This is a genomic window from Actinophytocola sp. (assembly GCF_009379765.1).
Taxonomy (GTDB): domain Bacteria; phylum Actinomycetota; class Actinomycetes; order Mycobacteriales; family Pseudonocardiaceae; genus Actinophytocola.
Genome location: NZ_WHTD01000218.1, coordinates 1 through 12,903, shown reverse-complemented (window position 1 = coordinate 12,903; position 12,903 = coordinate 1). Strand labels below are relative to the sequence as shown.

Annotated in this window: 9 protein-coding genes and 5 pseudogenes; 9 read left to right on the top strand and 5 right to left on the bottom strand. The window is 69.4% G+C overall.

Going from position 1 to position 12,903, the window contains the following annotated elements; translation table 11 throughout:
* Positions 1–366 (top strand): annotated as a pseudogene (locus tag GEV28_RS39140) (TetR family transcriptional regulator); the annotation flags it as partial.
* 57 nt (positions 367–423) lie between these two features.
* Here GEV28_RS39140 and GEV28_RS39135 read toward each other — a convergent pair.
* Positions 424–1,596, bottom strand: a complete 1,173-nt coding sequence (locus GEV28_RS39135) for a 5-methyltetrahydropteroyltriglutamate--homocysteine methyltransferase (RefSeq protein WP_291418893.1) — start codon at positions 1,594–1,596, stop codon at positions 424–426.
* A 200-nt stretch (positions 1,597–1,796) separates the two neighbouring features.
* Between GEV28_RS39135 and GEV28_RS39130 the strand changes: the two genes are divergently transcribed.
* The 5 genes and pseudogenes from GEV28_RS39130 to GEV28_RS39110 all read left to right on the top strand — a co-directional run.
* On the top strand, positions 1,797–3,674 hold the full coding sequence (locus tag GEV28_RS39130) for a homocysteine S-methyltransferase family protein (protein WP_291418891.1): 1,878 nt from the start codon (positions 1,797–1,799) through the stop codon (positions 3,672–3,674).
* Positions 3,671–4,984 carry a helix-turn-helix domain-containing protein gene (locus GEV28_RS39125; RefSeq protein WP_291418888.1) on the top strand — a complete coding sequence of 438 codons (1,314 nt, stop codon included), beginning with the start codon at positions 3,671–3,673 and terminating at the stop codon, positions 4,982–4,984. Before GEV28_RS39130 ends, GEV28_RS39125 begins: the two co-directional genes overlap by 4 nt.
* A 615-nt stretch (positions 4,985–5,599) precedes the next feature.
* Positions 5,600–6,079: a hypothetical protein gene (locus tag GEV28_RS39120; protein WP_291418886.1), complete on the top strand. Its 480-nt coding sequence runs from the start codon at positions 5,600–5,602 to the stop codon at positions 6,077–6,079.
* Positions 6,080–6,687: 608 nt separating this feature from the next.
* Complete coding sequence (locus GEV28_RS39115) at positions 6,688–7,632, top strand: GNAT family N-acetyltransferase (RefSeq protein ID WP_291418895.1); 945 nt, start codon at positions 6,688–6,690, stop codon at positions 7,630–7,632.
* A gap of 221 nt (positions 7,633–7,853) precedes the next feature.
* Positions 7,854–8,093, top strand: a pseudogene (locus tag GEV28_RS39110) (ATP-binding protein); the annotation flags it as partial.
* 416 nt (positions 8,094–8,509) lie between these two features.
* Here GEV28_RS39110 and GEV28_RS39105 read toward each other — a convergent pair.
* The 4 genes and pseudogenes from GEV28_RS39105 to GEV28_RS39090 all read right to left on the bottom strand — a co-directional run bounded on the left by GEV28_RS39105 (position 8,510) and on the right by GEV28_RS39090 (position 11,374).
* Positions 8,510–9,091 carry an SET domain-containing protein-lysine N-methyltransferase gene (locus GEV28_RS39105; protein ID WP_291418884.1) on the bottom strand — a complete coding sequence of 194 codons (582 nt, stop codon included), beginning with the start codon at positions 9,089–9,091 and terminating at the stop codon, positions 8,510–8,512.
* 485 nt (positions 9,092–9,576) lie between these two features.
* Complete coding sequence (locus GEV28_RS39100) at positions 9,577–10,263, bottom strand: hypothetical protein (RefSeq protein ID WP_291418882.1); 687 nt, start codon at positions 10,261–10,263, stop codon at positions 9,577–9,579.
* Positions 10,264–10,561: 298 nt separating this feature from the next.
* A pseudogene (locus tag GEV28_RS42865) lies at positions 10,562–10,669 on the bottom strand (hypothetical protein); the annotation flags it as partial.
* Between the two features lie 189 nt (positions 10,670–10,858).
* Positions 10,859–11,374 carry a GGDEF domain-containing protein gene (locus tag GEV28_RS39090; RefSeq protein WP_291418878.1) on the bottom strand — a complete coding sequence of 172 codons (516 nt, stop codon included), beginning with the start codon at positions 11,372–11,374 and terminating at the stop codon, positions 10,859–10,861.
* Between GEV28_RS39090 and GEV28_RS39085 the strand changes: the two are divergent.
* The 3 genes and pseudogenes from GEV28_RS39085 to GEV28_RS39075 all read left to right on the top strand — a co-directional run.
* Positions 11,367–11,961, top strand: a pseudogene (locus GEV28_RS39085) (helix-turn-helix domain-containing protein); the annotation flags it as partial. The gene GEV28_RS39090 and the pseudogene GEV28_RS39085 sit on opposite strands and share 8 nt — an antisense overlap.
* Before the next feature lie 19 nt (positions 11,962–11,980).
* A complete protein-coding gene (locus GEV28_RS39080) occupies positions 11,981–12,424 on the top strand; it encodes a helix-turn-helix transcriptional regulator (protein WP_291418876.1) in 444 nt (147 codons plus the stop codon).
* 10 nt (positions 12,425–12,434) lie between these two features.
* A pseudogene (locus tag GEV28_RS39075) lies at positions 12,435–12,850 on the top strand (VOC family protein).
* The last annotated feature ends 53 nt before the right edge of the window (positions 12,851–12,903 follow it).

Below are 12,903 nucleotides of genomic sequence, written 5' to 3'. Positions count from 1 at the left end.
GCCGAGAGCCAGCGCCGCGGAACCACGCCCGCCGAACAGCTGCTCGCCATTTTCGACGTCTTCGGCGAATGGTTCGCCAAGCCCGACTTCGAGGGCTGCGCGTTCCTCACGACCATGATCGAGACCACCGGCAAGGACAACCCGGTCTACCAGGCGAGCGTGCAACACCTCGCCAACATCCGGCACTACCTCAAGGGCCTCGCCGCGGCCGCCGGAGTCGACAACACCGACTCCTTCGCCCGCCAGTGGCACATCCTCATGAAGGGCTCCATCATGGCCGCCCACGAGGGCGACACCGAGGCGGCCGGCAGGGCCCGCGAGGTCGGCGTGCTCCTGCTGCGCGGCTACGGGCTCGAAGTCGACTAGCTGGAAGATCCGCCGGGGCGACGACGTGACCGCCACCCCGGCGGACCGGTTCGAGGGTCAGCCGACGCCGAGCTTCTCCGCCGCCTGCCGGGTGCCCGCCACCCGGTTGGTGATCTTCTGGAACGCCACGTCGCGCGCGAAGTCCGGCGAGCCGTGGTTGGGCTTCTCGTCGATGCTGAACGGCGAGAACCCGCAGTCGTCGGTCGCCCCGAGGCGCTCCTTCGGGATGAAGTTCGCCGCCCGCACCAGCGCGTCGCGTACCTCCTCCGGACTCTCCACCCGCGGGTTCAGCGGGTTGATCACGCCCACGTACGCCATCTGCGCCACGCCGTTGGCGTCGTCGCGGAGGTGCTCACCGATCATCTTGTAGACCCGGTCCCGATCCCGCTCGCTCGCCAGCTGGATCAGGAAGGAGCCCGCGTTCATCCCGAACATGCTCGGCAGCAGGTCGTTGTAGTCCACATCGGCGCTGTGCACAGAGTCCCTGTCCCCGCCCGGGCAGGTGTGGATGCCGATGCTCGCCCGCTCCTCCGGGGTGAACCGGTCGAGCACCCGGTTGTTGAGCTCGATGAAGTGCGGGAGCAGGTTGCGGCCGGTCCACGGGTTACGCGGATCGTTGCGAGTGGACAGTCGACCGTCGGTGAAGTCGATCGACACCCGGGCGGCGCCGGCGGCGAAGGCCTGGCGGATGTCCTTCTCGCACTCGTTGGTGAGATCCTCCTCGAACTGCGCCCGCGGGTAGCCGGGCACCTCCTCGTCCAGGGGGTACAGCAGCGCCAGCATCGACGGTGCGATCACCGCCTGCTTCATCGGCCTGGTGGTGAGCCCGATCGACTTCTTCAGCGTGTCCGCGGCGAAGGTCTTGTACCGGAACGGTCCGCTGGTGAGCTTGGGCAGCTGCCGACCGTGCCCGTCGGCGAAGATGGCGAAGTACTGGCCGCCCGCACCGAGGTGGTCGGCGAGCCCCGTGCCCGCCAGCGTGTCGGCGACCGGGTAGGTGGCGAAGCTCGACCAGCGCTGCTCGCCGTCGGAGATGATGGGCGCCCCGGTGGCCTCGCCGCGCTCGATGGAGTCCCGTACCGCCTTGTCCTGCTCGACCTCCAGCTCCTCCCGCGTCGCCGTCCCGGCGTCGTAGGCCGCGTAGGTCTCTTGCAACTTGGCCGGCCGCGGCAGCGAGCCGACCGGCTCGGTGGGGATGCCGGTGCCCGTCCTCGGGTCGTAAGCACTCATGAGTCGTCTTCTCCTTTGAATCAACGTGGAGTGCGAAGGCGTCCGAGTCGAAAGATTGAGACCGGTCTGTCTCAGACTGTCTGCGTAGAGTAGCCTCACTTAGCGTATTGGTCAATCAATGCACGCATATGAGCCAACGGTGCGCTAGCATCACGAGACGGATCGGTCTCATTCGCTGACAAAGAGGTCAGGTGGTGCCGATGACGGACACCCGCCGCGACGCCCGATCGGCGTGGGCCCCCGGCACCGACGAGCGCGTCCTGGTGTGCGACGGCGCGATGGGCACCATGCTGCACGCGGCGGGCGTGCCGCTCGACCGGTCGCTCTGCGAGCTCAACCTCACCCGGCCGAGCCTGGTCCGCGACCTGCACACCGCCTACCTCGCGGCTGGCGCACGACTCGTGCAGACCAACACGTTCGACGCGAACCGCTTGCGGCTGGCCAGGTTCGGCCTCGAGGACAGCGTCGTCGAGATCAACATCGCCGGCGCGCGGCTTGCTCGCGAGGCGGCCACCGACCGTGATCCGGACCGAGCCGGGGGCCGGGGCGGCGAGGTGGTGGTCGCGGGCAGTGTCGGGCCCGCGATGAGCGCGAGCCTCACCCGCCGCACGCCGGCCGGTGAGCGCGCGTCGATCCTGCGCGAGCAAGTCGCGGCGCTGTCCAACTGGGTCGACGTGATCATCCTCGAGACCTTCGGCGACACGGAGTCACTCGGGCAGGCCGTCGAGGTCGCGCTGGCCGAGTGCGACCTGCCGGTGATCGCGCAGCTCACGTTCGGCGAGGACGGCCGCACCCTGCGCGGCGAGGAGCCGGCGGCCGTGGCCGCGGCACTGGCCGGGCTCGACCTCGCCGCGCTCGGCGCCAACTGCACGGTCGGCCCGGCCGTGCTGCGGGAGGTGGTCGCCGAGCTGGCCCGCCACTGCGCACTGCCCGTGTCCGTGCAGCCCAACGCCGGCACCCCGCGCCGGATGGGCCGGCAGCTGCGCTACGCGCACAACATCGACTACTTCGCGCACGCCGCCACGCGGTTCGTGGCCGGTGGCGCCACGATCGTCGGCGGCTGCTGCGGCACTACACCGGCACACATCCGCGCCGTGGCGGACGCGGTCGCCGACCTCGTCCCGGCCCCGCGGCGGCGACCGGAGCCACGCGACCCGAACCGGGCGGTGGCGCGGACAACCCCGACCGGACACCGGCCCCACCAGGTCAGCTGGCCGTACCAGGACCGGTTCGTCGTGCTGGCCGGCATGCGCGCGCCGCACGGCGCCGGCCTGGCCGGGTTCATCGACCAGGCCGAGCGGCTCACCGCGGCCGGGGCCGACCTGCTCGCCATCACCGACCCCGGCCCGCCGGCCACCCGGGTCAGCCCGGTCGCCGCGGGCGTGCTGCTCAACGAGCGGGTGCACACCGACGTCGTGCTGCAGGTGGAGACCGCCGACCGCAGCCTCGCCGCACTGCAGGCCGACCTCCTCGGCGCACACGCCCTCGGGCTGCACCTGGTGGTCTGCCGGACCGGCACGCCCCGCGTCGCCGGCGACTACCCCGACCCCGGCTCGGCGTGGGACGTCGACTCGATCCGCCTCGTCGCCGCTCTCGCCGGGCTCAACGACGGCACGGACTGGCGCGGAGTGTCCACACCGGACACGACCCGGTTCGTCATCGGCGCCGCCCTGCGCACATCGGCCCGCGATCGGGGGCACGAGCTGGACCGGGCCGAGCAGAAGGTCGTCGCGGGCGCCCACTTCCTGGTCACCGACGTCATCTACGACCTGGCCGACGCGCGACACTGCCTCACCGAACTGGGTGCCCGCGGCGTCGACGTCCCCGTGATCGCCACGCTCGCCCCCTTCGAGGACGAGATCACCATCCTGCGCCGCACCCAGGAGGACCCCGAGGTGTCCGCGCCGACCGTGCTGCCGTCCCGCACCGGCGACCTCGACCACGTCGTGCGCACCACGCTCGACACCGTGACCGAGCTCCGTGACCTCGTCGCCGGCGTGCTCGTGCACCTGCCGAGCGGTCGCGACTCCGGCGCGACCCTCGTAGAGGCCCTGCGCCGGCTCGGGAGCTCGACATGAGCGTCGAGCCGACCCACTCCCCCGGCGAACCGGACGTGGTCACCGGGCTGTCCCGGCAGAACTCGCTGTACCGACGCATGATCACCATCTGCGACCAGGTCGCCGACGCGGCCGTGCGTGGCGCCGACGCCCGCCAGCTCACCCGAGTGCTCGCCGAGACGCTGGACCAGGCCGTGCTGCTGCTCGATCCCACCTTCACGCTGCTCGCCCGAGCCGGCGACGACACCGTCAACTGGCACCCCGACGACGTCGCGGTGAGCCGGGTGCTGCGCGCCCTGGCCACCGAACGGCGCCCGGTGCGCCTGCCGGCCATGCCGGACTCGGCCCTGGCCCGCGGCTGCCAGGCAACGCCGATCACGATCGGCGACACCACCCTCGGATACCTGGTCGTGCTCGACCGCGCCGTCGCCGCCGGCGGCCGCTCCGACGACGCCGACCTGCTCACCACGACCTACGCGGCGACGTTGTTCGCGCTGACCCTCGCCAACGAACGCACCAGCTCCGACCTCGGCCTGCGCTACCAAGCGGCGATCGTGGACGCACTGGTGACGGGCAACTTCCTGGACACCGCCGACGCACGGCGCAAGGCCCGCTCACTCGGCCTGGACGGCGCGCAGCCCTACCGGGTCGCGGTGCTGCGGCCCACCATCGCCGACCCACCGCCGGGCCCCAGTCACAACGTCGCCGACGAGCTCGTGGAACGGCTCAACTCGGCGCTGCCCGACGCACTCGCCGTCGCCCGCGGCTTCGAGGTGGTGCTGATCCTGCGCGAGTCGAGCCGCGAGCCGAGCCGGAACCTGGCCGACCACGCACTGGCGAACTACGTGAAGCTGCTACGGCACAAGGCGATCGAGGCCGACCCCAGCTGCGGCCTCAGCGAACAGACCGAACACCCCGAGCACGCGCCGACGGGCCTGCGCCAGGCCCAGCACGCGATCGACGTCGGCACCCGCATCGGCCGGTCCGGCCAGGTGATCCCCTACGACGAACTGGGCATCTACCGGCTACTGCTCCAGATCGGCGACATGCGCCAACTGTGGCGCTTCGCCCAGGAGATCCTCGGCCCACTCATCGACTACGACGCCACCCACAAGGTCGACCTCATCACGACCCTGTCGACCTATCTCAACCAGCACGAAAGCCTCAAACAAGCCGCCCGTGCACTCCGCGTGCACGTCAACACGATCTCCTACCGCATCCATCGCATCGAACAACTCACCCCGCTCGACCTCACCAACCCCGACGACCGGCTCGTCGACCACGTCGCCGTGAAGATCGTCGAGTCACAGCGGGCGCTCGACCACCCTTGACCCGGCCACCCGAGCCGGACGTGACACGATCTGGGCACGGCTGACCCGCCCGCCGTTCGCGCCGGAGCCGTCCAGTCGACACCGTCCCGGTGCCCACCAACGCGGCCTCGGCCTGCTGCTTGGACTGGCTGGTGGAGCACCCGGGCCAGACCTGGCAGGACCGCTGGCTGGCCACCGGAGCCGACACCGCCGGACGGTCGTGGCGGGAGATCCCGCGCGGCTGGCTGCGCGAGCGCGGCGTGACTGCCGACTGGCATCACGAGGCGTTCTTCCGCGCCCTGCTGCTGGCGATCGCCGCCGACGTGATCCGGCCGTCAGTGTCCATGCTGGTCGTCGCCGACTTCCGCCGGGGATCCCTGACCACCGTGTTGGCTCGATACCGGGACACCGACGGACTCGAGCGCCTGCGGGCGCGGTGTTCGGCCGAGCCGGCCTGTCTCGGGCGCACGCGACCCGGATCAGTTATCGGGCTGCGCAGATCCTGGCCGCCAAGGGCGGCATACTGGCCGACATCACCCCGGGCGATGTCCTGGAGTTGCTGGAGGTCGAGGGCGAGGCCCACGCACCGGGGTCGGGGCCACGCACACCTTCTACCGGCTGCTGCACACCCTCGACGTGTTCGGCGATCAGGCCCCGGCCACGCTGCGGGAGCTGCGCACCAGCGGGCAGCGCACTCCGGAGGAACTGATCGACCGCTACGGGCTGATCTGCCGCCCGATCCGGGATCTGCTGGTGGACTACCTGCGGGAGCGCCAACCCGCGCTGGACTACTCCAGCTTGGTGTCGCTGTCGAACCTGCTGGGCAACCGGTTCTGGGCCGACTTGGAACGGCACCACCCGGGCATCGACAGCCTGCACCTGCCGGCCGAGGTCGCCAACGCCTGGAAGCAGCGGCTGCGCACCGTGACCCGAACCCGCAGAACCCGCGAGGGCCGCACCGCCGAGACGACGGTCGCGAGGATGAACTACCGCGAAGCCCTGACTCCGGTGCGCGCGTCGGCCAGGTGTTGCTGCAGGAACCGGCGGGCAAGATTCTCGTATCGGATGATCGTCGCCTCAGCCAGGCCCCGCTCCGTCACGAGCCACCCGCGGTAGTCGACCAGCAGCTTCTCCAGCGCCGATTCCGACCTGGACGGTTCTCCGATCACCCTCTCGCTGCGCAGGAACCGCAGCAACGGTTCGAAACTCTTGACACTCGGAACCTGTCGCCGACCCAACGCCAGGCGATCGTTGCGGAACTCGGCGATCACCGCCGGAGACAACTGGCCCGGCCGCACGTCGTGTTCCTGCATCCACCGGCCCAGCGCGCCGATGTCCTTCAGCATGTTGGGGACCACCAGGACCGAATACCCCTGCTCCGACAAGCTCGTTCGGAAACCCGAGACAAACGGCCCCATCCGACCGGGCTTCCTCCTCGTCCCAGACATGACCTCGCCTCCGACCCGGAGCACCCTGCTCCGACACCAGAAGCGTCAACCTCGGCCAGGAACTATGCCGGGTCGGTGACGCAAAAGGGGTTGCGCGGGGGACTGTGATCGGATAGATCTTGCGGCCGGACCCCTGTCGACAGGACCGAGGGCCACGACACCGAGAGGAGGGATAAGCCCATGATCCCCATGATCACCGCGCTGGTGTCCTCCCGGGGCGCGGACCGCGTCTGACCCCGGAGCGGACAGGCGCCTTCCCTGGAGCGTGCCTTGACCGTGGAACAGAACGACCTGACCATGCGCCCGATCGCCGGGCGCGAAGAACTCAACCTCTTCTCCCGACTGCCCTACGTCCTCAACGAGGAGTTGGCGGACGACCTCGCAGTCGGCCGTCGCCGGCCGGAATGGATGTGGGTCGCCCTTCGCGGCGACCACCTGCTCGCCAGGGTCGCCTGGTGGGGTCGGACCGGAGACGACACACCATTTCTCTTGGACATTTTCGACATCGACGACAACGGCGCGGATCGCGACCGCGTGGACATCGGCGCGCGGCTGCTGCAGACCACCATGGCCGAAGTCGTCCCAGCAGGCGCCCGTCCACCCGAGTACAACCGTGACGTCCCACCCGACTGGCGCGAGGGCGAGACGACCAGGCGCGTCATCGAGGACCGCATGGCCGCCCTGGAACGGACCGGTGCCCGCCTGTTCGTCGAACGGCTGCGTTTCCAGTGGCGCCCCGGGACACCGATCCCCGAGCCGAGAGGGCGCCTGGTGTTCCGGCCGGTCCGCGACACCGAGGAAATCCTCACCCTGATGACCCTGGTCCTGGACGGGACGCTGGACGCACACAGCAGGCACGACCTGACCCGAATGTCCGCCCGCGAGGCGGCGATCAGACACTACGAGGACGACCTCGCGCACTACCGCAGCCCGCAGGACTGGTGGCGGATCGCGACGCTGCCCGACGGCGAGCCGGTCGGGTTCGTCACCCCGGCCCGCAACGACTACAACCCCATCATCGGCTACCTCGACGTACTGCCCGAACACCGAGGCAACGGCTACATCGACGACATCCTCGCCGAAGGCACCCGCATCCTCAACACGCAGGACGCCCCGCGCATCCGAGCGGCCACGGACATCGGCAACACTCCCATGGCGAACGCCTTCCAACGCGCCGGATACGTCAACTTCGAACGCGCGATCAACATGACCTGGCACTGATCAGCGCGCCCTCGATGCCACCACGCCGCCGTCCACAGCACCAGGCCGCTACCAGCCCGGCGAGCTGCTGGCCTTCCTCGAAAGCCTGTGACTATGCCGACCCCCGCACCCACCCCACCCGCCAGACCCCCACCACCGCAACACTTCTCGCCTTCACACCACCGCACGCTCGGCATAGTCGCGGAGTCGGGATAGATCGATCTATGCCGAGTTCGGCATAGATCGACGAGCTCGGCTACATGCAACTCGACCGCCGCGGCGCCGAACTGCTCTTCCAGGTGTTGACCGAGCGGGAGGAGAAAAACAGCGGCGCGATCGCCTCCAACGAATCGTTCTCCGGCTGGACCCGGACCTTCACCGACCCAAGGCTCTGCGCGGCGATCGTCGACCGCATCACCTTCGGCGGCAACATCCTCGAGACTGGCTCCGACTCCTACCGGCTCGCCCACACCCGCCACCAGCAATCCCAGCACCCACCAGCTGAACCGGCCAACGGGAGCGCCCGATGTTCCTACCCGACAACGACAACGGGCCCGAGGATGCCTTGCCCCACCCAGACCCGGCCGCGGCACACCAGGCGCACCTGCTGGAGCTGCTCACCATCTGCGGACAGTTCCTGCGCACCGCCGGCCACCGTCCACAATGAACTCCGCCAGTTCCTCACCGCACACGGCAACCACCCGATCACCGGGCTGCCGGCCTTCCTCGACAGCCTGCAATTCACTCTGGCCCGGCCACGGCCACGGCCACAGTGACCGAGGCCCGGCCGGCGACTGAGCCGACTACGTCGCCCGCGGCCTCACGCTCGCCGCGGACTGACAATCCGGGTCGCGGTCGGCGCGGAGGTTTCCCTGACCACCCGTCGTGATCCTTGCCTCTACGCCGATGATGAGGCTTCGGACGACGAAGGCGAGCCTGACGACGAGGACGACGAGGACTGGATTCCGATGCGGTGAGCGGGCATCAGTACGGAAGAAGCTTTGGCCAGGTAGCCGGCGGGGTTGCGTTCGTCGATGTCGGTGAGGTAGGGAGCGACAAAGCCGTCGTAGTCCGCTTTGCGTTGAGCGGGTAGATCCTTCCACCCGGTGATGCGGTCACGGCAGCGGGGCGAGCCGCACCGGCAATGGGCGGCGAAGTACTCGACCGAGTAGTTCCGCATGGCATAGTCATAAGTGATCTCTTGGCCGGCGGCGATGGGTTTACGGGCCACGAAGTCGTGAGCACCGCTGGAGTTGAGGCGGATCCCACAGTTCGGCTCACACGAGTGGTTCACCTTGGGGACCATCCCGCCGTGCACCACAAAGCGCTCCTCGCTGACCTGGGAGGCGTGGGCGTGGTTGCGGTCGACCTCATGGTCGACGACGCCAACCATCACCGTCTCACCCATCTGGAAGGACCGGATGGCGAACACACCATCACCCTTGTCCTGAGCACTCCGGAGTTCGAATCCGACATCCACCGTCGCCTGCTCTCTCTTAAGAGATCAGCTCATCGGCGAACTGATTCTGCCCCCGGGCGAGCAGCTCGCCACGCAGCGGATCGGTGGCCCTGGCCTGGGATGTGGGTCCAGGGTAGCTCAGACCGCCCTCGAACTGCATTGATGGTGTCCTCGCTGGCCTCGGCTGGCCCCGCCGGCGGCGTCCTCGCTCGCCTTCACGGTGCTGGTCTGCTGGCGCTCGGTCTTGGGGCGGGTGACCAGGGTTGCCAGGGCTCGGGCCAGCTCGGCTACCGGCGCCCCGGCGGGCAATTGCACCGTGGGCCTGCTCGTCTACCGCGGCGGCGCCGTGCTCCTGGGTGGTCTCGGTGATGGCCCAGCTGCTCGACCTGCTCGGCCAGGGTCTCGCGGAGCAGTGCGGCGGGGTTCTCAGTGCGTTCGGCACGAGCTGAGCCAAAGAGCGGGGACCGGCGACGATGCGCGGCGGTCTGTGTTCCGCGCGTACCGCACTACCCGGCATCGTGCACCGGGCGTGGTGCCGTGAGCAGGGGGATCTCGTCGCGCACGGTCCACCGGTACTGGCGGGCGGCCCGGTCCTGGACCAGGTCCACCACACTGAGGTGGTCGACGGTCCAGTACGCGGTCTGCTTGCCGAGCTGATCGGGTTGGTTGGCGAGGTTCACCGAGGCGTACGGATCGGCCTGCTCGGAGGTGAAGTAGGCCAGGCCGAGATGTGGGGTCCTCGGAGTTTCGCCACGCCGGCCCAGTGTCCGCTCGGCCGCCGCCGCCGCGCCCCCCGAGCTGACCATCACGACCCCCTCGCGCAGCCCCAGCAAGACGCCGGTGCGGCCGACCTGCGCCCCCTGCAACTCGGTCGGCGCATGCAGCACCTGGCCGACCCGGTTGGCGAACACCGCCAGAAAATCGGCGTAGTTCTGCCCGCTCGCGGGCAGATCGCTGGCCCAACCCAGCATGCACACCGTGACATGCAGCCAGCGCGCGGGGATGACGCTCACCCCCCGCCCCGTGAGGTGCCGCTGATACGCCGCCGCGAGCCGACGCACATCCTGACCCACCCCCGGCTCGGCCGCCGGCGGAATGGCCAACACCGCGACGGCCGGCTCGTGGCGTTCCCACCGGTGCACCGCGAAGTGATCTACCACCGGCACACTGTACGAGCCGGGCACCCGCACCACGAGGGCTGGAACTTTCGTCGGCCTGCCCGCCGATCCCCTCCACCAGGACAGCCGGCACACCACCCACGCTACCGGCGGGGTGGCGATCAACGCGTGGAGCACCACGGCGATCAACGAGCAGCGGGACGCGAAAGATCCACAAATCGGGCCAAACTCGTTCCCACAACACGCGGTCACACAACCCGGGGTGGGGCCGAAACTCGTTCTCAAGTGGGGCCAAACTCACCCACGAAATCACGAGGTCGTGCTGGCCGGCCCGGTGGTGCGCGGGGGCCAGGCCGGTGAGCGCCTCGGTCTTGGTGTAATGGCCGCCGATGACCCGAGCCAGTTCGAACGCCTGCTGGTGTCCGTCGAGCGCCTCCCGAAGCCGGCCGAGTTGCTCGTGCACGGTGGCCAGGGTGGTCATGGCCTCGGCCTCGTGTGGCCGGTTGCCTGTCTCCCGGGCGAAGGGCACAACCGGCTCCGGCGCGAGCACCATGGCCAGCGCGACCCGCCTGGACGTTGTAGATCGCACGGCGACCTGAATCGGCTGGAGGTTGTGGCCGATTCCGGAGATGTGGGCGAGCCGTAGTGGTCGGCGTGGGTGGCGACGGATCTAGGCGCTTGCCGGAACGCCGACTGATTCCGACGTGTCATCGGGGCCGTCATCTTGTCCTTGCGAGGTCGGCCCGCCCGGCGGGCTCGTCGCCGAGGAGTGGATGCGGCGCGGTGCCATTCGCACCTGGTTGCGGCCGCCTTCCTTCGCTGCGTAGAGGGCTTCGTCCGCGTCGGTGTAGAGGGTGTCGAGGTCGGTGCCGGCGTGTGGGGCGATCGCGATGCCCACCGAGATCGTGATGGCGTCGACGGTCTTGGTCTTGCCTCCCGCCGCGGCGAGGTAGCTGACAACGAGCTTCCCGACCTCGAGCCGCATGCGATCCATGATCGCCAGCGCGTCTTCAGGTGAGGTGCTGGTGAGCAGGATGACGAACTCCTCGCCTCCCCAGCGGCAGATGAGGTCGCGGCTTCGGCGGATGTGGTCCCGCAGGGTTGCGCCTGCGGCGACGAGTACGGCGTCGCCGGCGCCGTGGCTGTAGGCTGGTTCGTTGACTGTGTGACCGTCGGTGATGGTCACGTGGTTGACGGGGTTTGGTGTGGACGGGCTGGAGTTGTTCTCGGTGGCGTTGGGGCTGGGCGAGCCGTGGCGGGTCAGTCAGGCGGAGTTCGCGCGGGAGTCGGGTCGGTTGGATCTTCATGTGGTCTACCCAGCGGGGTGCCCGGTTCTCGTGTTCGGAGCCGGGGTGCGGGCAGGATCGGTGCCCGGTGCATGACACCGTGGACAAGACGTGGCGGCATCTGGATTTCTTTCAGCACAAGGCGTTCCTGCACGCGCGGGTACCGCGGGTGCGTTGCCCGGAGCATGGGGTGCGACTGGTGGCGGTGCCGTGGGCTCGGCCGGGTTCGGGATTCACCATGTTGTTCGAGGCGCTGGTGCTGACCTTCGCCAGGGCGATGCCGATGCGCAAGGTCGCCGAGAGCGTGCGCGAGCATGACACCCGGGTGTGGCGGATCGTGGAGCATCATGTGCACGCCCGGGCTCGGGAGGACTTCTCCGCGGTGCGCCGGGTGGGGATGGACGAAACCTCGGCACGCAAGGGGCAGGACTACATCAGCCTGTTCGCCGATCTGGATGCCGGGCGGGTGCTGTTCGCCACCCAGGGCCTGTGGCACGATCGTTCAGGTGACCAGCAGACCCGCCGCCGCGCAGCACCTGCGCGACCTCGCGCGGCTGCGCCGTGTCCGCGACCGGATCGACCGGGAGTACGCGCAGCCGCTGGACGTCGAGGCGCTCGCCCGCGGCGCGCACATGTCGGCCGGGCACCTCAGCCGCGAGTTCCGGCTCGCCTACGGTGAGTCGCCGTACGGCTACGTGATGACGCGGCGCATCGAGCGCGCGATGGCGCTGCTGCGCCGTGGCGACCTCAGCGTCACCGAGGTCTGCTTCGCGGTCGGCTGCTCGTCGCTGGGCACCTTCAGCACTCGCTTCACCGAACTGGTCGGTATCCCGCCCAGCACCTACCGGCACCACGAGGTGCGCGCGACGGCGGGAATGCCGCCGTGCGTGGCGAAACAGGTGACCAGGCCGATCAGGAATCGAGAAGCGCGGTCACCGAGCCGCACCTAATGTGACCGCCATGGACATCACCATTCACGCGACTTACCTGCCGCAGGACGACCCGGACGCAGCCCTGGCCTTCTACCGCGACACCCTCGGCTTCGAGGTCCGCAACGACGTCGCATTCCGCGGGATGCACTGGATCACGGTCGGCCCCCCGACCAGCCCGGCATTTCCATCGTCCTGCACCCGCCCGCCGTCGACCCCGGCATCACCGACGACGAGCGCCGCACCATCGTCGAGATGATGGCCAAGGGCACCTACGCCAGCATCAACCTGGCCACCAAGGACCTCGACGGCACGTTCGAGCACCTGCAGGCCCACGACGCCGACGTCGTCCAGGAGCCGACCGAGCAGCCCTGGGGGGTGCGCGACTGCGCCTTCCGCGACCCCGCGGGCAGCATGATCCGCATCTTCGAGGTCAAGGAGGGCTGATCGATGAAGACGATGACGTGCCGCCAGCTGGGCGGAGCCTGCGACCACGAGCT

Bases quoted from the DNA above. Each gene is read 5' to 3' on its own strand.
- GEV28_RS39125 (WP_291418888.1), top strand. From the start codon at position 3,671: ATGAGCGTCGAGCCGACCCACTCCCCCGGCGAACCGGACGTGGTCACC.
- GEV28_RS39130 (WP_291418891.1), top strand. From the start codon at position 1,797: ATGACGGACACCCGCCGCGACGCCCGATCGGCGTGGGCCCCCGGCACC.
- GEV28_RS39135 (WP_291418893.1), bottom strand. From the start codon at position 1,596: ATGAGTGCTTACGACCCGAGGACGGGCACCGGCATCCCCACCGAGCCG.